The organism is uncultured Polaribacter sp. (assembly GCF_947500975.1).
In the GTDB taxonomy this organism is placed as follows: Bacteria; Bacteroidota; Bacteroidia; order Flavobacteriales; family Flavobacteriaceae; genus Polaribacter.
In genome coordinates this window covers 25,848-49,288 of record NZ_CANMUE010000002.1, presented here as the reverse complement: position 1 = coordinate 49,288, position 23,441 = coordinate 25,848, and the positions used below count along the sequence as shown (strand labels likewise).

General features: G+C 28.2%; 17 protein-coding genes. 7 read left to right on the top strand and 10 right to left on the bottom strand.

The genetic code is table 11. The features are described from left to right. Window positions 1-13 precede the first annotated feature (13 nt). The 3 genes from Q0733_RS02230 to Q0733_RS02220 are packed head-to-tail and all read right to left on the bottom strand — an operon-like array spanning window position 14 to window position 3,495. Window positions 14-1,330 (bottom strand): (Fe-S)-binding protein, encoded by a 1,317-nt coding sequence (locus Q0733_RS02230; protein ID WP_298778424.1) that lies wholly within the window; start codon window positions 1,328-1,330, stop codon window positions 14-16. A 34-nt stretch (window positions 1,331-1,364) separates the two neighbouring features. Beyond that, window positions 1,365-2,330 carry an MlaD family protein gene (locus Q0733_RS02225; RefSeq protein WP_298778422.1) on the bottom strand — a complete coding sequence of 322 codons (966 nt, stop codon included), beginning with the start codon at window positions 2,328-2,330 and terminating at the stop codon, window positions 1,365-1,367. Between the two features lie 49 nt (window positions 2,331-2,379). Then, on the bottom strand, window positions 2,380-3,495 hold the full coding sequence (locus Q0733_RS02220; protein WP_298778419.1) for an N-acetylmuramoyl-L-alanine amidase: 1,116 nt from the start codon (window positions 3,493-3,495) through the stop codon (window positions 2,380-2,382). A gap of 92 nt (window positions 3,496-3,587) precedes the next feature. Between Q0733_RS02220 and Q0733_RS02215 the strand changes: the two genes are divergently transcribed. Together Q0733_RS02215 and Q0733_RS02210 are read left to right on the top strand one after the other, a co-directional pair. Further along, window positions 3,588-6,242, top strand: coding sequence for a putative LPS assembly protein LptD (locus Q0733_RS02215; RefSeq protein WP_298778417.1), 2,655 nt, complete (start codon window positions 3,588-3,590; stop codon window positions 6,240-6,242). A gap of 15 nt (window positions 6,243-6,257) precedes the next feature. Continuing rightward, complete coding sequence (locus tag Q0733_RS02210; RefSeq protein ID WP_298778414.1) at window positions 6,258-6,638, top strand: RidA family protein; 381 nt, start codon at window positions 6,258-6,260, stop codon at window positions 6,636-6,638. A gap of 81 nt (window positions 6,639-6,719) precedes the next feature. On the opposite strand, the gene gap is transcribed toward Q0733_RS02210, so the two are convergent. From gap to Q0733_RS02195, 3 genes are all read right to left on the bottom strand, one after another. Beyond that, a complete protein-coding gene (gap, locus tag Q0733_RS02205) occupies window positions 6,720-7,715 on the bottom strand; it encodes a type I glyceraldehyde-3-phosphate dehydrogenase (RefSeq protein ID WP_298778412.1) in 996 nt (331 codons plus the stop codon). 11 nt (window positions 7,716-7,726) lie between these two features. Continuing rightward, a complete protein-coding gene (pfkA, locus tag Q0733_RS02200; protein WP_298778410.1) occupies window positions 7,727-8,710 on the bottom strand; it encodes a 6-phosphofructokinase in 984 nt (327 codons plus the stop codon). 162 nt (window positions 8,711-8,872) lie between these two features. Continuing rightward, window positions 8,873-13,270, bottom strand: coding sequence for a translocation/assembly module TamB domain-containing protein (locus Q0733_RS02195; RefSeq protein ID WP_298778408.1), 4,398 nt, complete (start codon window positions 13,268-13,270; stop codon window positions 8,873-8,875). A 223-nt stretch (window positions 13,271-13,493) separates the two neighbouring features. On the opposite strand from Q0733_RS02195, the gene tsaD reads away from it, so the two are divergent. The 3 genes from tsaD to Q0733_RS02180 all read left to right on the top strand — a co-directional run bounded on the left by tsaD (window position 13,494) and on the right by Q0733_RS02180 (window position 17,355). Beyond that, window positions 13,494-14,522: a tRNA (adenosine(37)-N6)-threonylcarbamoyltransferase complex transferase subunit TsaD gene (gene tsaD / locus Q0733_RS02190; protein ID WP_298778405.1), complete on the top strand. Its 1,029-nt coding sequence runs from the start codon at window positions 13,494-13,496 to the stop codon at window positions 14,520-14,522. Window positions 14,523-14,567: 45 nt separating this feature from the next. Continuing rightward, window positions 14,568-16,424, top strand: coding sequence for an LTA synthase family protein (locus tag Q0733_RS02185; RefSeq protein ID WP_298778403.1), 1,857 nt, complete (start codon window positions 14,568-14,570; stop codon window positions 16,422-16,424). A gap of 106 nt (window positions 16,425-16,530) precedes the next feature. Further along, complete coding sequence (locus tag Q0733_RS02180; protein WP_298778400.1) at window positions 16,531-17,355, top strand: sterol desaturase family protein; 825 nt, start codon at window positions 16,531-16,533, stop codon at window positions 17,353-17,355. Between the two features lie 72 nt (window positions 17,356-17,427). Here Q0733_RS02180 and Q0733_RS02175 read toward each other — a convergent pair whose 3' ends face one another. Next, a complete protein-coding gene (locus tag Q0733_RS02175) occupies window positions 17,428-17,838 on the bottom strand; it encodes a hypothetical protein (RefSeq protein ID WP_298778397.1) in 411 nt (136 codons plus the stop codon). Continuing rightward, window positions 17,825-18,409: a sigma-70 family RNA polymerase sigma factor gene (locus tag Q0733_RS02170; protein ID WP_298778396.1), complete on the bottom strand. Its 585-nt coding sequence runs from the start codon at window positions 18,407-18,409 to the stop codon at window positions 17,825-17,827. Before Q0733_RS02170 ends, Q0733_RS02175 begins: the two co-directional genes overlap by 14 nt. Window positions 18,410-18,557: 148 nt before the next feature. Here Q0733_RS02170 and Q0733_RS02165 point away from each other — a divergent pair, with 148 nt between their 5' ends. Together Q0733_RS02165 and Q0733_RS02160 are read left to right on the top strand one after the other, a co-directional pair. Then, on the top strand, window positions 18,558-18,902 hold the full coding sequence (locus tag Q0733_RS02165) for a DUF6249 domain-containing protein (RefSeq protein ID WP_298778394.1): 345 nt from the start codon (window positions 18,558-18,560) through the stop codon (window positions 18,900-18,902). A 145-nt stretch (window positions 18,903-19,047) separates the two neighbouring features. Then, window positions 19,048-19,623, top strand: coding sequence for a YdeI family protein (locus tag Q0733_RS02160; protein WP_298778392.1), 576 nt, complete (start codon window positions 19,048-19,050; stop codon window positions 19,621-19,623). A gap of 77 nt (window positions 19,624-19,700) precedes the next feature. Here the strand turns inward: Q0733_RS02160 and Q0733_RS02155 are convergent, their stop codons facing one another. Then, window positions 19,701-22,100, bottom strand: coding sequence for a hypothetical protein (locus tag Q0733_RS02155; protein ID WP_298778389.1), 2,400 nt, complete (start codon window positions 22,098-22,100; stop codon window positions 19,701-19,703). Between the two features lie 96 nt (window positions 22,101-22,196). Continuing rightward, window positions 22,197-23,237 (bottom strand): PDDEXK nuclease domain-containing protein, encoded by a 1,041-nt coding sequence (locus Q0733_RS02150; protein WP_298778386.1) that lies wholly within the window; start codon window positions 23,235-23,237, stop codon window positions 22,197-22,199. Between the last annotated feature and the right edge of the window lie 204 nt (window positions 23,238-23,441).

Below are 23,441 nucleotides of genomic sequence, written 5' to 3'. Positions count from 1 at the left end.
TTATTTTATTTTTTTACTCTTCGTCTTTCCAGTTTAATCTATCTTGTTGATTGTATTGCCATGGAGCTCCATTATTCTCAACATTTGTCATCATCATATTTAGTTCTTGTGGAGCTGCACTTTCTTCCATTACTAAATACCTTCTCATATCTGTTATGATAGATAATGGATCTATATTTACTGGACATTCTTCTACACAAGCATTACAACTTGTACAAGCCCACAATTCTTCTGGAGAAATATAATCGTTTAATAACTGCTTTCCATCATCTTTAAAAACGCCATTATTAGCATCAATATTTTCACCAACTTCTTCTAGTCTATCTCTTGTATCCATCATAATTTTACGAGGAGATAGTTTTTTACCGGTTAAATTTGCAGGGCAAGAAGATGTACATCTACCACACTCTGTACATGTGTAAGAGTTTAGCAACTGCACCCAATTTAAATCTGTAACATCAGATGCTCCAAATTTTTCTGGAACGGTTTCTTCAGCTCCTTCTTCTGGCATTGCATACGGATCAGCATCTGGATCCATCATTAACTTAACCTCAGCAGTAACAGAATCTAAATTTGTAAACTGTCCTTTTGGATTTAAATTGGCAAAATAAGTGTTTGGAAATGCTAAAAGAATGTGTAAATGCTTTGAATAGTATAAATAATTTAAGAATGTTAAGATCCCTAAAATATGAATCCACCAAGCTGTTCTTTCTATTATATGTAACGCTTCTGATGAAAACCCATCAAAAAATGGTGCTATAAATTGACTTATTGGATTTCCTATTCCAGCAGTTTGAAATGCTGTATCTGTGGCATTCATTATCAAAAATAACGACATTAAAACCATTTCAAAATATAAAATAATATTTCCGTCGTTTTTAGGCCAACCTTTCATTTCTGAGCTTAAAAAACGTTTGATATTTGCTATATTTCTTCTTAACCAAAAAAGTACAACAGCAACAAAAACCAAAACTGCTAAAACTTCAAAAGTTCCAATTAAAAAGGCATAAAAACCATTACCTAAAAGCCCCTGAAAAACTCTATGTGTACCAAACAATCCATCAATAATAATTTCTACAACTTCAATATTTATGATGATAAAACCAAGGTAAACTATAATATGTAAAAATCCTGAAAAAGGTCTTTTCACCATTTTTGATTGTCCTAAAGCAATCATTACCATATTTTTTAAACGCTCAGGTTTTCTATCGGTTCTGTTTACATCTTTTCCTAGCTTAATGTTTCTTATTAATTTGCGAATATTCATCACAAAAAAGCCAATTCCAGCAACAAGTGCTATTGCAAAAAATATGTTTGGTAAGTATTGCATTATGTGTATTTAAGTTAAAAAATGAAAACTAGTTTTATTCATTAGTTTCATTATTAATGTTCTTTTCTGGATCGTAAGCTTTTGCTTTTTTTCCGAATAAAGAAAAATGTACAAATCTCTTCGGATTTAACTTCATTTCTCTTAATAACTCTTCTAGTTCTTTAGACATATTTGTTAAGTTATTATACATTGTATCATCATTAACTAACTTTCCTAAAGAGCCTTTTCCTTTATCTATACCATCTAATAGTGAATTTACAGATGTTAAAATGCCTTCTGTATTTCTAACAATTTGGCTAATATTTACATTTGAAAGTGTATCCGAAACTTTTGCTAAATTATCTGTTATCTTCTTTGTGTTTTTTAAAGAAAGTTCTAAATCTTCAGAACTTGAGTCTAAGATTGAGTTTACAGAAATTAAAGTTTGTTTAAACTCTGCAATTGTATGTTCTATACCTTTAACCGATTTTTGTATGCTATTTGTTGTTTTTTGATCTAAAACATGATTAACTCTTTGAAAAAGAGTATCTGCACTAACTAAAACTCTTTCTAATTTTGCTTGAATTGGATCTAGTTTTTCACCTATGGAAGTAAATAAAGTAGATTCAATTTCACCTTTTAGCAAATCTCCCGTAACTGCTAAATCTCCATCGTAATTAGGTATAATTGCTAAATTAGAACCAGAAATTGGGCTGGGAGAATAAATTTTAACAATACTGTTTCTTGAGAATTCAAAGTCATTATCAACACTAAATTTAACAATTAATTCTCCTCTTTTTTTAGGATCATCATTAAAATCGATATCTTCTACCTTACCTACTTTAAAACCATTTATGGTTACTAAAGAGGCTTCGGTTAAGCCTCCTACATTTTTATACTCAACTTTATAATACCTATTATTGGGTTGAAATAAATCTTGTCCTTTCATAAAATTGAAAGCCCAAACAAAACCAACTATAATAATAGTTATAATAATTCCTGTTTTTAATTCTTTTGACATGAATAGTAATTTGGAAACAAAATTACTAAATATTTTTTGTAGATGCCCCTTAATTTAACAGCATTTTCTTTGCAGCTGTTACAGAGATTTTTTCACCGTTTTTAAAAGCTACCATAAATGCAGATGAAAAACCTTTTGCTTTTGCTTCTTTTAAAGACTTTGAAGCATGAGTATATTTAGTAGAAACACCATAATAATATTTATAAAATGATCCTACTTTTACTCTTTCAACATCTCTTAAACCCTTAAAGTTATATGATTTTGTAGCTAGTTTATTTTTTCCTGAAGATATTTGTACTTTAAAAACAATTTCACTCTTTTTAATATCTTCATTAAAAATCAAACTATCATTATCATCTACTACTCTATTTAATTTTAGATGATCTATATAACTTACAATTGCATCTGCAATTGATTTTCCCATTTGAGCTTGACCTTTTTTAGAATTTAAATATTTACCTTCTTTCTTATTTGTTAAAAAACCTAGCTCCACCAAAACACTTGGCATAATAGTTTCTCTTAATACTTGGAAATTATCTTGCTTAACTTTTCTGTCATTTCTTTTTAGCTTAACAGCAAAATTATTTTGAATTAAACTTGCAATTTCTAAACTTTTATCTAAGTTTTCTTCTTGTAAAAGCGATAAACCAATCATAGATTCTGCAGAGTTTGGGTCAAAACCTTTATACTTATCTAGATAATTATCTTCATATAATAAAATAGAAGCATTTTCTCTTTTAGCAATTTCTAAGTTTTTTTTGTTTCCTCTTAATCCTAATACAAAAGTTCCTGCTCCGTAAGCATTTGATGTATGAGAGTCGCAATGAATAGACACAAATAAATCTGCTTTTGCATTATTTGCGATCTCTCCTCTTTTCCATAAAGTTGGGTAAACATCTTTTTTTCTAGTATATATAACGTTAATATCTTTATTAGCAGCAAGTCTTTTACCAACAATTAATGCTACTTTTAAAGCAATTATTTTTTCTTTGTATCCATTTCCTAAATTACCTGGATCTTTACCACCATGACCAGCATCTATAACAACAGTATAGTTTTTTTGAGCAAACCCTGTAAACGAAGTAATCATAAATACTCCAAAAAATATTAAAAATAATTGGCTTTTAAACTTGGTATAAAATTTGTGGTTTTCTAAAAAATGCATCAATAAAATTTAACTATTTTTGGCAACTTAAATTTGGTGCTTCAAATATTGAGCCATACTTTTACTCACAGACAAAAATAGTACTTATAGCCTTGAAATCAAACATATCATATATACTTTTATTTTTCTGTTTTTTTTACACTCAGATAGGTTTTTCTCAAGATACTAAAACAAATAAGCAAACAATTATTCCAATTGTTAAAAAGGATAGTTTATTGTCTAAGAAAAAAGATTCGTTATTATTACAAAATAAAGACACTATTGTTAATGACTCTATTAAACCAAAAGAATCATTAGAAGATATTATAATACATACCGCAAAAGATTATACAATACAAAATGCTAAAAATAAAACTGTAACTTTATATAATGAAGCCAATATTAAATATACTGATATTGATTTAAAAGCTGGTATAATTATTATTGATTACAAAAAAAACACACTCTTTGCAAAAGGTATTAAAGACAGTACTGGTTATGTACAAAGGCCAGTTTTTATTCAAGGAAGTCAAGAATCTGAACAAGATTCTATAATTTATAACTTTAAAAGTAAACGTGCATTAATTTATGGTTTAAAAACCAAACAAGGAGAAATGTTTACTTATGGCGAAAAAACAAAACGTGTAAATGATTCAACCATTTATGTTAGAAAAATTAGGTTTACAACTTCAGAAAAAGAAAATCCAGATTATTATATTGCAACAGATAAAGCAAAATTAGTTCCGGGTAAAAAAATAATAGTAGGTACTAGTCAACTTTTTATAGCCGATGTTCCTACACCTTTATTTTTACCTTTTGCTTATTTTCCAATGACTGAAACTAGTGTTTCTGGTTTTATAATACCTTCATTTGATACAGGAAGTAGTGATAGAGGAATTGGTTTTCAAAACGGTGGATATTATTTTGCTTTAAGTGACTATGCCGATTTAACAGTACAAGGAGATGTGTATACTAATGGAAGCTGGAGTACAAGAATGTCTACTAATTATGTAAAAAGATATAGGTTTAATGGAACATTTGCCTTTAATTATGAAAGTAATATTAGTGGCATAAGAGGTTTTGATGATTTTAGTAAATCAAATAATTTTAATATTAGATGGTCTCATAGTCAAGATTCAAAAGCAAGCCCTAACTCAAGATTTTCTGCTTCTGTAAATATGGGTAGTAGTAGTTTTTTTAGAGAATCTTTAAACCAGTATAATATTTCGCAAACACAAAATAACACTTTAAATTCTTCTATAAATTATAGTAAAACTTTTGTTGGCACTCCTTTTAACATGGCAGTTACTGCTTCTCATCAACAAAATACAAATACCGAAGAAATAACAATGACTTTGCCTTCATTAACTTTAAATATGAACAGAGTTTACCCATTTGCTGGTAAAGGTGGTATTAAGAAAAATCCAATTCAAAAAATGGGATTTAACTATAACATGAAAGGACAATACTTAATAAATACTACAGATGACGAGTTTCTTTCTAGTAAGATGTTTGAAACTGCAAGGTCTGGTGTACAACATTCAACAAGTACAAGCACCAATATAAAAGCATTTAAGTATTTTACATTGTCGCCAAGTGCAAATTATGAAGAAACTTGGCAATTTGATTATATAAATAAAGAATACGATAGTACTGAAAATGAAGTTGTAACTGACACTTTACGTGGTTTTAAAACCTACAGAGAATATAATGTAGGAATGAGTTTATCTACCAACATTTACGGAACCTTTAATTTTAAAAAAGGAAGATTAAAAGCAATTAGACATACAGTTAGGCCATCTATATCTTATTCTTATAGACCTGATTTTAAAGACAAATACATAAAACAAGTACAGCAAAGTGAAGATGAAACTGATTTTGAAGAATATACAGTTTTTGATCAAGGAATTTATGGTTCTCCTTCTAGTGGTTTAAGTAATTCTATTGGAATTTCTGTAAACAATGTTTTAGAGGCAAAAGTAGCCCCAAAAGACCCAGATAGCGATGAAGAAGATAAAAAAGTTATGATCTTTAACAACTTAAATTTTAACACTAGCTACAATATTGCAGCAGATAGTTTGCGCTGGTCTAACATTAGCCTTTCTGCAGGTACTAGATTACTAAAAGATAAATTAGCAGTTAATTTTAGTGGTACTTTTAACCCTTACCAAGTAGATGAAAATGGTATCAGTATAAATCAATTTAATTCTTTTCCTCGACTATCAAGAGCATCATTAACAGCAAATTATTCTATTTCTAGTTCAGATTTTGATAAAAGCAAAAAAGGTACTAATGAAAACAAAAATGGTAATGGAGCAAATAACCCTACCGATACTTTAGGGGCAGAAATTGATCCAACTGCTAGAAATAATAGGCAAAGAAATGATACCAATAACGGTAAAACTCAAAAAACTGAACTATATAACTCTAAAATACCTTGGTCAATTAATTTAGTTTATTCTGCAAGTTATACTAACAATGGTGTAGATCCTGGTGAAATTGGAGTACATACTCTTGGCTTTAGTGGAAATATTGACTTATCTCCAAAATGGAAAATTGGTTACAGTTCTGGTTATGATGTAGTAAACGGAGCGTTTTCTTTCTCTAGATTTAATTTTACAAGAGATTTAGATAGTTGGCAGTTTAACTTTAATTGGGTTCCTTTTGGAACAAATTCTTCCTACACATTTTTTATTGGTGTAAAATCATCAACTCTTTCTGATTTAAAATGGGATAAAACTAAGCCAGCAGACAGAACTCTTTTTTAACAATAATATACTCAAATGAAAAAAATAATATCAACATCAAAAGCTCCAGCACCTATAGGACCATATAATCAAGCTATTTTAACAGGAAATACTTTATATACTTCTGGTCAAATTGCCTTGCATCCAGAAACTGGAGAATTAGTTATAGATTCTTTAGAAAAAGAAACAGTTCAAGTTATGGAAAACATGAAAGCTGTTTTAGAAGCTGCTGAAATGAATTTTGAAAACGTTATAAAAACATCAATATTTATTTCTGACATGAATAATTTTGCAGAAATTAATAAAATCTACGGTCAGTATTTTAATGATGAAACTGCACCCGCTAGAGAAACTGTAGAAGTTGCAAACCTACCTAAGTTTGTGAATGTAGAAATTAGCATGATTGCTATAAAATAAGCATTTACTTTTAGACCAAAACTAAAAAACCTGATAGAAAATTAATGCTATCAGGTTTTTTAAATTTAAAATCTATTCTATTTATAGTGATGCAGAATATTCTACTAAATCTACTAATTTAGTTGAGTACCCAATTTCATTATCATACCAAGAAACAACTTTTACAAAGTTATCATTTAAGGCGATACCTGCATTGGCATCAAAAACAGATGTACGAGTATCCCCAACAAAATCTTGAGAAACAACTAACTCTTCAGTATATCCTAAAACACCTTCCATTTCATTTTCTGAAGCAGATTTCATTGCTGCTTTAATTTCTTCATAAGAAGCTCCTTTTTCTAACTTTACAGTTAAATCTACTACAGAAACATCCATAGTTGGTACTCTAAAAGCCATACCTGTTAATTTTCCATTTAATTCTGGAATTACTTTTCCAACAGCTTTAGCCGCCCCAGTAGAAGAAGGAATAATATTATGTATTGCAGCTCTACCGCCTCTCCAATCTTTATTAGATGGGCTATCAACTGTTTTTTGTGTTGCTGTTGCAGCATGAACTGTTGTCATTAAACCTTCAGAAATTCCGAATTTATCATTTAAAACTTTAGCAATTGGCGCTAAACAGTTTGTTGTACATGAAGCGTTAGAAAAAATAGTGTCTGATGCTTGTAACTTTGTATGGTTTACACCCATAACAAACATCGGTGCATCTCCAGAAGGTGCAGAAATTGCAACTTTTTTAGCTCCACCTTGTATATGTAAATTTGCTTGCTCTAAACTTTTAAAAATACCTGTACATTCTAAAACATACTCAACTCCAACTTCATCCCATTTTAAATCAGCAGGGTTACGTTCTGCAGAAATTCTAATTTCATTACCATCAACAACCAACTTACCATCAGCCACTTCTACAGTACCATCAAAAGCTCCATGTACAGAATCGTACTTTAACATATATGCTAAATAATCTACATCTAATAAATCGTTAATTGCAACTACTTGTACATTATCTCTTTTTACTGCAGATCTAAAAGCTAATCTTCCTATTCTTCCAAATCCGTTAATTCCTATTTTTATCATTTTTTTTATTTTTAAGTAGACATTATGTCTGAAACTCTAATTAATTCTTTATTTATTTTTGATTGACCTTTAATTGCTTTATCTAAAGGTGTTGTAGAAATTTTATCATTTATTAAACCAACCATTAAGTTAGATTGCCCTTCTAATAAACATTCAACTGATTTTACTCCCATTCTACTTGCTAAAACTCTATCAAAACAAGAAGGAGAACCTCCTCTTTGCATATGACCTAAAACTGATACTCTTACATCATATTCTGGCATATGCTCATTAATATAATCTTTTAGTTCAAAAACATTGCTTCCTGTTTTATCACCTTCTGCAACTACAACAATACTTGAAGATTTACCAGATTCTTTACTTCTTTGTAAGGATTCTACTAAACGATCTAATCCTAAATTTTCTTCAGGAATCAAAATTTCTTCTGCTCCTGCTCCAACTCCAGCATTTAAAGCTATATGTCCAACATCTCTACCCATCACTTCAATAAAAAATAATCTATTGTGTGATGAAGCTGTATCTCTAATTTTATCAATTACATCTACAACAGTATTTAAAGCTGTATCATATCCTAAGGTATGAGAAGTACCAGCAATATCATTATCTATTGTACCAGGAATTCCAATTACTGGAAAATTAAATTCTTTATTAAAAATTAAAGCTCCTGTAAAAGTTCCATCTCCTCCAATAGTTACAAGTGCATCAATATTTTCTTTTTTAAGCTGATTATAAGCCTCTTGCCTTCCTTCTTTAGTTCTAAATTCTTTTGACCTTGCAGATTTTAAAAAAGTTCCACCTTTGTTTATAATCCCTTTAACACTTCTGGCATTTAATTCAATAAAATCTCCTTCAATCATCCCTTCATAACCTCTATAAATACCTACACTTTCAAGATTATAAAATGCACAAGTTCTTACTACAGATCTAATCGCTGCATTCATTCCTGGAGAATCTCCTCCAGAGGTCATCACTCCTATTTTTTTGATTTTTCCCATATAATATGATGTAAAATTAGTGCTTTTAAACTATTTAAAATAAAAAACTTACGAAATCGTTTTAGCCTTAAACCCAACATAATCGAGCTTAAATTATGCTTAATTACACTTTGTTTTTAACTTTAAAAAAAATATAAAATCTATTGCTTAATCTTTTGAAAATTAATTTCCTTCGAAATTATCTATTTCATTTTCTTTAACCTTATTAGCATCTTTTTTAAGGTTCTTTTTACTATTTCTTTTCACTTTATTTTTTATTCCAATTTTAGAAAGTAAATCATAAATAGTATTAAAGTTTACTTGATAAGTTAAACCTAATCCTTGTGTATAACCTTCTTCTTCTGTTGAATATTGAATTTCGTTTTGACGATTGAAAACGATTACCCTTAGGTTTCCTTCTTTATTCATTAAAATTTCAATCTTAACTTCTCCAACTACACTAGATTGCGTTTCTGATCCTACGGGTACTCCAACTTTTCCATTAATAATAATTCTGTCACTTAATTGTGTACTAACTGATAAATCAACTTGATTATCTATATTTAATCTTTCTAAATCATTATCCGCTGACCCTTGTTGATAATCTACACCTAATTGAAATTTACTTTCAGGGTTGTTTAATAAACTAGAAAATGCTGCTGCAATTGCACTAGTAGCTGTACTTGTTAATGTATTATTTACATCGAAATCTACTTTATCAGGATTTCTAAAAGAACCAAATGCTAACAATGATATAAATTGTGTTGTTTTTTCATTTACATTATTATCATTTAAAATAAACTCTAATTCACTTGCAATAGTTGGATCTACATTTGTTAATTGAATATCTAATTCTTGTTTAGAACTAAATAGCCCACCAGTAATTTTGGTTACTAAATCTATCTCTTCTTTTCTGTTTGAATTAAAATTATCTAATAAAACAGCCGGATTGGCTTTGGCTTTATAAATTGCGGTTACATCTAAATTTGCTTCATAAGGGTTTCCGTTCCAAGAAATAGTACCTCCTTTTTGAATTAAAAAAGGCTTACTAATAAAACCTCCATATCTAAAATCATATACACCATTATCTATCAAATAATCTCCATACATGTTAAATCTACCTCTTGTATTAATTTCAATTCTTAAATTACCAGAACCTCTACCTGTTAACTGGCTCCCATTTACCTCATCAATAACCACTTGTGCTTTTGCATCTTTTGTAACCTCTAAATCAATATTTAAATCCAACCCTTTTATTGCTTCTTGAGCAATTTCTCTTTGTTTATCTTTAAACTTAGTTTCATCAGATTTAAAATGAATTAACTTAAAATTATCAACAGTTTCAATTTCTTTTAATGGAACTACAAAAACGGTTCCTGGTTTTGTTTTAGCATTTACATCTATAGTTAATTTATCTGTTAAGCCAGTTATTCTTGCAGAACCTTCCATAAAAGCAGATCCAAAATACAGGGCTTCATCGGTGTCTTTTGTATCTAAAACCAATAAATTATCAGTAACAATTTCTAAATCTAAAAACCATTGATTAAAATTAAAATGAGAAATACTACCCAATAACCTTCCGTTAGTATTATGTTTAGTATCTAACAAAGTAACATCTTCTATAATAAATGATTGCTCTTGTAAAGAGACTATAGATTCACCTTCAAAATCATAATCAACATTTAAATAGGGAAATTTTAAACCTGCATTATTAATTCTTAAAGTTCCTTCCATATCTGGATTGCCAATAAAACCTTTTAAATTAAAATCTCCTGAAACATCTCCTCTAAGAGAGGATAAAACGTCTTTACCCAAAGGACTAAATGCCTCTAATTTAAAATCTTCTAAAAAAACATTTAAGTCCATTAATGGGCGTTTTCTAGAAAAGTCTAAACTACCAATTGCAGCAATACTTTTTACTTTTTTGTTTTCTATTGATAAATTAACCTCATATTCTTTGTAAGAATTTTGTCCTTTAATATTTATAGTCAAATCTCCTTGATTAAAATTATTAACTTCAAAATTTTTGACCTTTAAAACAGCTTCTGATGTATAAATGTTATCTTTTTGAACAAAATCTAAATTTCCTGTTAAGTTACCTTTTAACTTTAAACTATCTATTTTAGGTAAAAAACTTTCTAATTTTACATTGGTAAAATCTGCCAATAATACCTTTTCAGAATCTCCTTTTAAACTCCCTGAAAAAGCAATTTTTTGCTCACCAGAAATTAATTTAAACTGACTAAAATTAAATTCTTCCTCTTTTAAATCAAAGGTAATTTTATCAGTATTTGTAGCGTCAGGATTAATATTCCAAACATTATCTTTAAATAAAAATGATGATTTTTCAAATCCTAAAACCGATTTTCCTTCTGGATTAAACGTGTAGAAAAAATCGAAATTAAAATTCTCATTATTTTTTTTACCTCCTTTAAAAACTGATTTAAAATACAAGGTATCATTTTGTGTTCTATTTAATAAATTTAATTTAGAAACTTTATAGTATTTAGTATTAACTTCAGATGCAGTTAAATGAGAATTATAGAGCGGGTTTTGATTATCCGTTCTTAACAAAACATCTTTTACTTCGTTACCATAAGCTTCAATTCTGGGTGATGAAAACTTAAGCTTCAATAAATTTTTATTAGATGCTATTTTTCCTTTTATTTCTGTTTTATTATCAATAGAAATTTCTGGATAAAATACGCTTACAATTTGATTATAAACTGTAAAATTAAAATCTAAAAATTGATTTGGAGCTACATCATAAGGTTGATAATTTGTATAAATACTACCTAATGCATTTTGTGCTACAGGTAATAATTCTGACAAAGTAAACTTACCTGATAGTGATCCATTTGCAATATCTTTTGAGTCTACATTTACCGTTTTTATACTGTCTTTTAAAGAAGATGTTACTATAAATTCTTTAAAAGTAAATTCCTTTTTTTGATTGGTATATAAAATATTTTTAAAAGTTGCTTTTCCTACAATATCATCAAAAGTATTTCCCTCTACATCCAGTTGAATATTTCCTTTTAAGACAGAAATACTATCTCTTACAAATAAGTTTGTAGCTTTTAAATTTAAAAGTTCAATATCTGATTTAAAATCGAATTTATTTACCGTAGAAGACAAATCTGCCAAGCCATTAAAAACCATTTTAAAATTTTCATCATCAATAGCTATATCTCCATCAAATTTGTTATTCTGATATTGACCATTAACATCAATATTTTGATAGTTATATTTCTTAAAATCTATCTGAGAAACGTTTCCTACAAATGAAGTTTTTATGTTATCTAATTTAAAACCACTTCCAATTACCTTTCCTTTTAAAGAAACTTCACCAAATAATGGGTTATTAAAAAAACGTCCAATATTAAAATTTATTAATTCTACATTTCCATCATAAGAGGCAAAATCAATATCATTTATATTGGTAATTTGCAAATCTGAAACAGTAGTACCAATTTCTGATTTTACATTTACATTTGCTTCCACATTTTCAGGAGTTAAAGCTACGTATCCTCTTAAAGTAAACTTACCCAGTTTATCAAATTCACTTGGCAAAGTGTGTCCTAAAACATTTGGTAAAATATTTTTTAATTCTTTATAAGTTGCGGTTACATTATTTAATTTGCCATTAAAAATAAAACCTCTATCTCTACTTAAAGCATTTCTAAATGCTAAATCGCCATTAATTACAAGGCCTCTTTCTGATGATAATTTTAAATTATTTAAATTAAAATTATTTATTTTACCATTAAAATCTCCATTAAAATTTAAGTTATCATTACCTTTTAATTCGTTATAAAACTTATTAAGATCTTTTACTGCTATTTTACTTTTATCAAAATGGGCATCTATTTGAACTTTATCATTAAAAAATATAAAATCTTCTCTTTTGTAACTAAAATCAACATCGCCTTTTATCAATGAATTTTTTGTTTGCAAAGTTGTGTTTTTAAAATGCATTGCAGTTTTAGAATACGTAAAGTCTGTGGTTAAATTATTAATTTCCAAACCATAATAATCTTTAAAATACAAACCTCTAATTTTTGAAGAAAAATCAGGCCCAACAATTGATAGATCTTGTAAATTACCACCAGTATTCGTAGCCGAATAAATTATGGAGTCTTTCTTATTTTGATTTATCAGCTTAAAATTTAAATTATTTATATAAACATTTGAAGTTTGTAGAACAAAAGGTTTTTTTAATGAATCTTTAGACTTACCGTTATCAAAAGCTTTGATAAAAATATTCATATTGTCATCTATTTCTCCTTTATAGGTTTTCATATTAAAATCAATACCATCTAAAGAAATACTTTTTAAAGTAACTTCATTATCTAAAACTCTTTTGGCATTTAAAAGCGATGTGTTTATTTTTTTTACAAAAATTAAAGTGTCTTTATGATGATCTCTAATTTGTACATTGCCCAATTGTACACTTCCTAAAAAAGAAAAATCTACTTTTTCAATAGACAAGTTAGTACCATATTCTTCATTAACTTTATTCGTTAAGTAGCTTCCTATTTTTGTTTGTACTGTTGGAATTGAAAACAATACACTAATCAACAACAAAAAGAGTACAATGTACCCTAGCCATTTTAGTATTTTTTTTCCAATTTGTTTGATATCTATTTTAATTTAGAGTAGTTATAGTTCAATCTTTATAAGCAAAAATGCTGCCATTTATTACAAAGAACGTGCAAATTTAACAAACTATTAAATTTCTATTATTAAAAAACGAAGCATAGATAAAATTATACTTAATTTTGCAACTAATTTACTTTTTCTAATGGAAAAATCAGTTTATATTTTAGGGATAGAATCTTCTTGTGATGATACAAGTGCTTCCGTAATTTGTGATAATAAAATTCTCAGTAACGTTGTTGCGAATCAAGAAGTACACTCAAAATATGGTGGAGTTGTTCCAGAATTGGCATCTAGAGCGCATCAACAAAATATTGTACCTGTTGTACAGCAAGCAATAGAACAGGCAAATATTCATAAAAAAGATTTAACTGCAATTGCTTTTACTAAAGGACCCGGATTAATGGGCTCATTACTAGTTGGCACTTCTTTTGCAAAATCTTTGGCCTTAGGTTTACAAATTCCTTTAATTGATGTTAACCATATGCAAGCGCATATTTTAGCACATTTTATTAAAGATGATGAAGAAAGTAAAATTCCTTCTTTTCCATTTATTTGCTTAACAATAAGTGGTGGACATACTCAAATTGTAAAAGTAACAAATCATTTTGAAATGGAAATTTTAGGTGAAACAATTGATGATGCAGTTGGCGAGGCTTTTGACAAATCGGCAAAAATATTAGGACTCCCTTATCCTGGAGGACCTTTGATTGATAAATACGCACAACTTGGAAACCCAAAAGCATTTCCGTTTACAAAACCAAAAGTTGGAGATTTAGATTTTAGTTTTAGCGGATTAAAAACTGGAATTTTATATTTTATTCAAAAGCAACAACGTATAAACCCTAATTTTGTTAAAGAAAATCTACATGACATTTGTGCATCAATACAATATACGATTGTTGAAATTTTGATGGAAAAATTAAAAAATGCTGTAAAAAAAACAGGAATAAAACATATTGCTATTGCGGGTGGTGTATCTGCAAATTCTGATATTAGAAAACGTTTGTTAACGGCAGAAAAACATTTGGGCTGGAAAACTTATATACCTAAATTTGAATATACCACAGACAATGCAGCAATGATTGCTATTGCTGGCTATTTAAAATATTTAAATGATGATTATGCTGATGTTTCTGTAACTGCAAAAGCAAGATTAAAAGTTACTGAATAACCATTTTGGGTTATAAAAAAACTAATACTTTATGATTAATAATAAATGAAAAACTTAACAAGTAAACTACTTTACAACCTATATTACTATCTTTTTTGGATTGTTTATTTTGTTTTTGCTCGCTTATTCTTTCTTTTAAATCATTTTGAAAAAACACAAGAATTAGGTTTTTTAACAACTTTAAAAACTTTTTTATATGGGTTACAATTAGATACTTCTTTTGCAGCATATATTTCTTTAATTCCTTTTTTATTAATCGCCTTTTCAGCTTTTATCAATTCAAAAATCATTGAAAAATTAATAAAATGGTTTACCATAATAGTCATCACTTTTATAAGTTTATTACTTTTAATTGATGCTGGCTTGTACCAAGCTTGGGGTGTTAGATTAGATACTTCTCTTCTACCTTATTTAAACACTCCAGAACTAATGATTTCTTCTGCATCTAACTTTCAGTTAATTTCTGGAATCTTTTTCTGGGTTTTAATTTCTTACATTTTTATCAAAATATTCAAGAAATTTCATCTCAAAAAAATAACCAAAATAGATTTTGGAACTTGGTTAGAAATTCCAATTCTGCTATTTGTAACAGTACTTTTAATTCTACCTCTAAGAGGTGGTTTGCAAACAATACCTGTAAATCAGAGTAATGTATATTTTTCTGATAATATGTTTGCTAATCATGCGTCTATAAATTTTATTTGGAACTTTTTTAACACAATTACACATAAAACAGATGGCACAAATCCTTATAAACATTTTGATAATAAAACAGCTTTAAATATTATTAATAAAACAAGAAACAAACTTTTAGAAGCTAATACAGATTCTATTTTAAACACCCAAAAACCCAATATTATATTAATAATTTGGGAAAGTTTACCTGCAAAGATTGTAGGATCTTTAAATGGTGAAGAAAATGTAACACCAAACCTTAATAAATTATCTAAAGAAGGAGTCTTGTTTACTAATTTTTATTCAAATGGAGATAGAACTGACAAAGGAATTCCGGCCATTTTAAGTGGTTACTATCCTCAACCTGTTAAGAAAATTATGCGCATGCCAAACAAAACCAGAAGTTTGCCTATGTTACCTAAAAAAATGCAAGATTTAGGATATGAAACTTCCTTTTATTATGGCGGAGATTTAAATTTTGGAAATATGAATACATATTTACGAAATGCTGGAATCAATAATTTTGTGGATGGCAGTTATTTTGATAAAAAAGATTGGAATTCAAAATGGGGTGCACATGATGATGTTTTTATGAAGCGATTTGCTAAAGATTTAGCAACTAAACAAAAAACTCCTTTCTTTAAAATAGCCTTAACACTAAGTAGTCATGAACCTTATGAAATAAAAGGTGAATATAAATTTGGTAAAGACACTGAAGACAATAAATTTAGAAGTTCGCATTTTTATACAGATAAAGTTATTGGTAATTTTATAGAGTTTGCCAAACAACAAGATTGGTATAAAAATACTTTAATTGTTATTATGGCTGATCATGGACATAGTTCTCCAAAACATGAAGGCCCTTATTTTTCTTCTAAAAAATTTCATATTCCTATGCTTTGGTTAGGTGGTGCTTTATCTAAAACAGGCATTCAAAACAACAATATTTCTAGTCAAGTAGATTTTTCTTATACTTTATTAGATATGTTAAAAGGCGATAATACAGAATTTAAATTCAGTAAAAATATTTTTAATACTTCTGATAAACAATTTGCTCATTATGTTTTTAACAAAGGTTTTGGAGTTGTAACAAAAAACGATGAATACCTGTATGATTATGTTAGTAATAAGGCAATTTTTAAATTAGGTAAAAACTCATCACAATTAGATTCTTTAGGCAAAGCAATTACACAAAATTCTTATGAAGATTTTTTAAGCAGAAAATAAAACAAGAATTAATAATTTCTATATTTTTTCTATTTTAATTTTAAAATTCTTTAAAATCAAAGACTAAAAATTGTTATATTACAATCCGTTAATTTAAAATCTACTAATGGAAAATTTTTTAAACTTTTTTGAAACCATGCCTTCTTGGCAAAAATTACTTTGGATTTTTATCTGTATTTCTGCTAATTGGATTGTTGAATTAATAATTCCATTAGTAAAATTTGATTATAAAAAATGGAAACACGCAGGTGTAAATATGGTTTTTCTTGCCATGGATGTAAGTTTAAATTTAATTTTTGGTGTTTTATCTGTTGGTATTTTTGTTTGGCTTTCTACAAACAATTTTGGTGTTTTAAATATGATTGACTTGCCTATTTGGGTAGAATTACTAATTGCAATTGCCGCTTTAGATTTTTCTGCACAATATCTTGTGCATTATTTATTACATAAAGTACCATTTATGTGGCGTTTTCATATGATACATCATAGTGACACTACTGTGGACGCAACAAGCGCAACGAGACATCACCCTGGAGATTATGCTTTTAGAGAAATTTTTGCGTTAATTGTAATCATTATTTTTGGTGTTCCACTTGCCTACTATTTATTTTACAGAATGGCTACAGTGTTTTTTAGTTACTTTACACATGCCAATTTTTACATGCCTAAAAAGCTAGACAAAATCATCAGTTATATTTTTGTAACTCCAAATATGCACAAGTTTCATCATCATCATGTGATGCCTTGGACAGATACTAATTTTGGAAATATCTTTTCTATTTGGGACAGAATGTTTGGCACATTAACTTATGATGATCCTAAGAAAGTAAAGTTTGGCTTAGATTTATTAGACGATTCTAGAGATCAAGATATTTTGTATCAACTTAAGGTTCCTTTTAACAAAAACATTAAATTAAAAACCGATAAATAAAACAAGTAGCTTTATTTTTTTTGGCGATATAAAAATCATTTTTACATCCAACAAATAAAGATGTAAAAAACCTTATTCTAACCTTTTGTTAAAATGATTTTTTAAGAATACAACTTGCGCAATAATCATCAATCCGAAGAAAAAAACCGAGTACAAAACTGTATTTGAAATTGCTATTGACTCTAAAAAATTAGGAATCTGAATTTTATCAAAAAAAGAAAAATCTACTTTTGGTAAGTTTATAAAACTTTTTTCTGATGAATTAAAAGGAATAAAAATTACGGCAACTATCAACCCAAAAATTAAAAACCATACTTTTTTAGATATTAAAACAGTAGGTTTAAAAACTGTACTTTTACTTTCAGCCAAAATAGCTTGCATCAAAGAATTTGTAAAATCTTTTGATGGGCTTTCTGATTGAATTTCTCTTACATATTTTTTTGCAAAAGCATCTAGTTCTTTAATATGTTTATTTTCTCCCATAATGACTTATTAATTCTGGTTCTACATTTTCTTGTACAATAGCTAATAGTTTTTTTCTTGCTCTATGTAATTTTACTTTTAAATTTGCTTCAGAAATTGAAGTTACTTCTATAATTTCTCTCAAACTTAATTCATCAAAATAAAACATCCAAATTAAAGAGCGTTCTTCTTCTGGTAATTTTAACAAACAATCGTTCATTACTTTAGCTCTTTCTTTTCTTTCTATTCCTTGTAAAATAGTATCTACAGATTGTATTTGATTGTATGTTATTTCATTTATTTCAAATGAATTATTATGATTTTTATTTTTTTTAATAGCATCTAAACTTGCATGATAGGCAATTCTGTACAACCAAGTACTAAATTTAGAATCGCCTTTAAACTTACCTAAATTTTTATATGCTTTTATAAATGTATCCTGACTTACTTCTTCTGCTTCTTCTCTTTTCTTTGTCATTTTAAACGCCAAACTAAACACCATATCCTTATATGTATCAACAAGATATGCAAACGCATTTGCATCCCCTTTTAATACTTTATTAATAATTAGTTGGTCTTTGTTGGTTGTCATTTTATCTTTGACGATCTAACCTATAAATAGGTTACAGTTTTTTTTGAAAAAATATTTTTTTTATTTTTTTGTAACCTTTATTCAAATGTTATCGTCAAAGCTACAAACACAATAAAATTAATCATTTTTAAACTTAAAATTATAAATTATGGAAATCGGAGTTTTAATTATAGTATTTGGTAGCATCTTTGGAATATTCTATTTGTTCTTTTCAACAAGAAATAAAGAGCGTTTGGCTTTAATTGAAAAAGGAGTAGATGCAAGTATATTTATGTCTGCAAAATCTAAAGGTAGCAGTTCTTTAGGAAAAGTTTTTATTTTAAATTTATCACTACTATTAATAGGGATAGGTTTAGGCGTATTTTTAGCGTTAATATTAGAAACTTATACTGGCTTAGATAGTGATGCCATTTACCCAGCAATGATTTTTTTAATGGCTGGAGTTGGTTTATTTACTGGTTTTAACCTAACAAAAAAATTAGACAAAGAATAATAAATCTATACACATTTTACCATAAACCGCTTCAAAATAATGAAGTGGTTTTTTTATATTTTTTTAAAACAAAGCACAAATAAAAATCAATAGTATCTCCTATTTTTAAAATGACATTTTTATTTATAATCATTACATTTATAAAATGTTAAATAAACAAGAGCTTTATTTTAAAAATGATACAGAATGGCGTAACTGGCTATCAGAAAACCATAACTTATCAAAAGGTATATATCTTATTTTCTACAAGGTTGAAAATAAAGAGGCTTCTATGCGCTGGGAAGAAGCTGTAAAAGTTGCTCTTTGTTTTGGGTGGATAGATGCTACAGTTAAAAGTCTTGGAAACGGAAAACGAAGACAATATTTTTGCCCTAGAAACACAAAAAGTGTATGGAGCGCATTAAATAAAAAATACATAAAAGAATTAACCGCAAATAATTTAATGCATAAAAGTGGTTTAGAAATTATTAAAATTGGCAAGCAAAATGGTTCTTGGACAGCATTAGATAACGTTGAAAAAGGAATTATTCCTGAAGAATTACAAATTGAATTTGATAAAAATAAAACTGCTTTTGAAAACTTTAAAAACTTTGCGCCAAGCTATAGAAAAAATTATTTGTTTTGGTTGAATCAAGCAAAAAGAGAAACCACCAGAAAAAAACGAGTTACAGAAATAATTAGACTTTGTAATGAAAATATAAAATCTAGAAATACTTGGTAGTAAAATACAATCTACTCATAAAATTACCATAAAGGTCTTTAAGACACTATCCACTATTTTGTGTCCATTATTTAAACCTATATTTTTCTCGTTTTTTTATGATAAAAATCGGCTAATTTTATTTCTAAGTAAGAAATAAGCTCATTGTTTGTTTTCCCTTTTTGTAACATTTCAAATACTTTAGATAAGTACATTTTTTTAAATTCCTTAAAAAACCCTTTATCTTCTATAACATCATTAATAGAAAGTACATTTATTTGTTCTTGCATCCATTTATGAGCTTTATATTTCCTTTCTTTTATCTCTAGATTCTTTTTTTCTTTTTCACTAATCTTTTTTCCTTTACTTTTTTCTTCATTTATAGCAGCTGCATAATCAAAAAAATCTTGTTTTATAGAATAGTCTAAAACTTTAGCTTCTTTATACAACTTTTTTAAACCTGAAAAAACTAATTGATGGTATGTATCTAAATAATCTTTGTGTTTATATAAATAATCTAAATAATTTAGTGCTCTTTTTTTATAAAATTTATCAGATTTTTTTTGAGCACCAATCATTTCAGCTTCTAATTCTGATAACTTATCTACAATACTCTTAATGTTTTTAATAGTTTCAAACTCTTTACCTTTAACAATACTTGTAATATCTTTACTAATTTTACTATGACTACCCGAAAATATATGTGACTTATAAGAAAAAGAAAACTCCTTCTCTTTTTTCTTTTTCTTAAGTTTTGGGGCGTTCAAATCAAAAGTATAATTATATCCAAAAGTAATAGTTAAATCTTGGTTGTTTGCCGTTGGCAAAGTTTTAAACAACTGTATGGCATTTAAATTAAAATTATGTTTCTCTTTATACACATAAGAAGCACTAGCTCTAAAATTAGTAACACTTGTAGTACCAGATTGAGTATCACTTGTATTATAAGACGCTGCAAAACTGCTGTTTAATTTATTTTCAAAGAATTTTTTATTTAGGCTTAGTGTTGGCCCCCATGTTGTAGCATTTTCTCTACCAATTGTATTTAACGTTCCGTTTAATGCAGTTGTAATATTTAAACTTTGCTTTGGAAAACCTAAAGTATAAGACGTATTCATGTTATGAAAAGTAGAAGCATCTCCAATACGTACAATACCATCTTGCTCATTAGCTACATCTGCAAGAGCGTAATTTAAATTCAAATTTTGTTGTAAATCTTCTTTTTTAGAAAGTACATAATTTACATTTATATTGGCGTTTTGAGAAAGCTGTTTATAATCAAATTGCTCATCTATATTGTCTAATAAATTATCATCATTAATATTATCAAACTGGTTAACCCTAGCATTCGTAAACGTACTAAAATTAGAATACGAACCTGTAATTGTTAATTTATCAGAAGCAGTATAGGTTGCGTTTACAGAACCTACGGTTCTACTAGTAGTTTGCTCTTTTTGGTTTTCTAAATCGTCTCTTTGATAGCCTATATTAAAAGAATAATTTATTTTATCTTTAAACAACGTTGAGCTATAATTTAAAGTAATATTTTCAAAATCATTATTAAAAAAATAAGCTCCTAAGGTTTCATAACCTGGATCTATACGCTCATAGGCAACACCTACGGTAGACTTACCAAAACTATAATCAAAACCCGCTTTTAAGGCTTTGTAATATTCTGTAGATGCTCTATTATTAAATAATAAACCTGCTAAACCTTGCCCATCTTCATTAGAAGTTTCTGCACGTAAATCTTGAGTAATGGCTGTAGAAGCATATTCTGCTTTTACCTCTAGGCCTTCCATAACTTTATAAGAACCATCTATACTTATTACCAAATTTTCTTTTGGTGTAACTCCTTTTTCATCGGGTACTAAAGCAATAGAGTTTATATTGTCTTTGGCGTAAAAACCTGTAATAGCAATAGCGTATTTTTCTTTTTCATACCCAAATTTTGCACCATAACCAAAACGATAAAAAGCAGGTATGGTACGTGCATCGTCATTATCTTCTGTAGCTTTTAATAAACGCCCCGCCATAGCAGCAATTTTAAAATTTCCTTTTGGTGTTAATTCTACACCACCACCTGTAAATTGATGACCACTTAAGGTATATGGCGAAAATGTCATAGCAACATCTCCAATATGGGCTTGTACCCATTTGTATTTGGGATGTAAACTTAAACGGTTAAACTTAAATGGTAATTGATACTCTAATTGACTCCCTTGGTTGCTATAACTATAGCTTAAAGGCACGCTTAAAGCCATATAACTAATATTAAGGTTTCCTTGTATAAAATAGGTAAAGGCTTCTCTGCCTGTATCTTGGTTAGAGTTATAAAATATACTATTTGCAGCAATACCGCCACTTATTTTTAAAGGTTTTCCTTTACCAATAAAACCTCCTAGATTTTCTAAATCTACGTTTTGACAAAAGCTTGTAGTTGTTATTAAATATAACAAAACCCCTAATATTGTATTTATATGATTTTTTTTCTTCAAAATTTGTATTCAATTTTCTTATTTTTATTTCCCTGTTAGCGTAAGCGGAACGATTGTTCTGCTAAGTTGGAAGACTTTGCGGAGCAGACATTCATTTTAGTTTTTTAATTTTTTTTCTAATTCTATTTGTTTTCGCTTACTGTCTATTTGGTTTTGTAATTCTTCTTCGGTTGGCAAATAGGTTACATATTTTGAGGCAAAAATCTGCTCACTATCATTTAACAAACTATATTTTGCTAATGATTGATTTTTTTCTGAACATAGTATCAATCCAATAGTTGGGTTGTCTATAGGTTGTTTTATTTTATCTTCAAAAACTCGAATATAACTATCCATTTGACCAATATCTTGATGGGTTAATTTTCCTGTTTTTAAATCAATTAGTAGAAAGCATTTAAGAATGTAGTTGTAAAAAACTAAATCGATATAAAAATGTTCATTATCAAAACTTATGCGTTTTTGTCGTGCTACAAATGCAAAACCCTTTCCTAGTTCCAACAAAAAATCATGAAGCTCATCAATAATAGCTTGTTCTAATTCTTTCTCGTAAAAATGAGCCTTTGACTGTATTCCTGTGAATTCTAAAACATAAGGGTCTTTAATAAAATCTGAGGCTTGTAATTTTTCTACCTGTTTTTTTGCCTCATCCTTTACTAAATCTTGATTCTCTTTTTTCGTAGCCAACAATCGTTGGTGATACAAACTATTTATTTGTCGTTCCAGCGTTCTAGTACTCCAATTTTGTTGTATGGCTTCCTCTAAATAAAATATTCTGGCAGCTTCATTGGGTACTTTTAACAGTAATTTATAATGAGTCCAGCTTAATTCATCACGCAGTGCGTGGAAAATTGGAAAAGCATTATAGAATTGTCTCATATATGATAAGTTAGATTTTGTAAAACCTTTTCCGTGAGTATTGGTTAATCGTTTTGATAATTCATCAATTACAGCCTTACCATATTCGGCTCTATCGTTGCCATTTTGCTCTTCTTCTACAATCATTTTACCAATATTACAATAGGCTTTTACCATTTGGGTATTTGCCGTTTTATAAACTGTATTACGCGCTTCAATGATAAGCGAACTAATAGCGGTATACAGTTTATCTACAGATGGTTGTGGTAAATGATTGTTCATGTTATTTGTTACTCGTTTTTTGTGCTTTTTTAATGTTTAAAATATTCTGCCAGCGCGAGCATCATGCTCGTGCCCATAGCTACATCTTTGTAAGACTTTCTTGTAAATACATCTACCCAATTTACTACTGTAGCTGTAATAAAATGTATTTTTTCTTGATCTCGTATAATGTAACCTTCTTTCAATTTTTTTATTTTAATTATT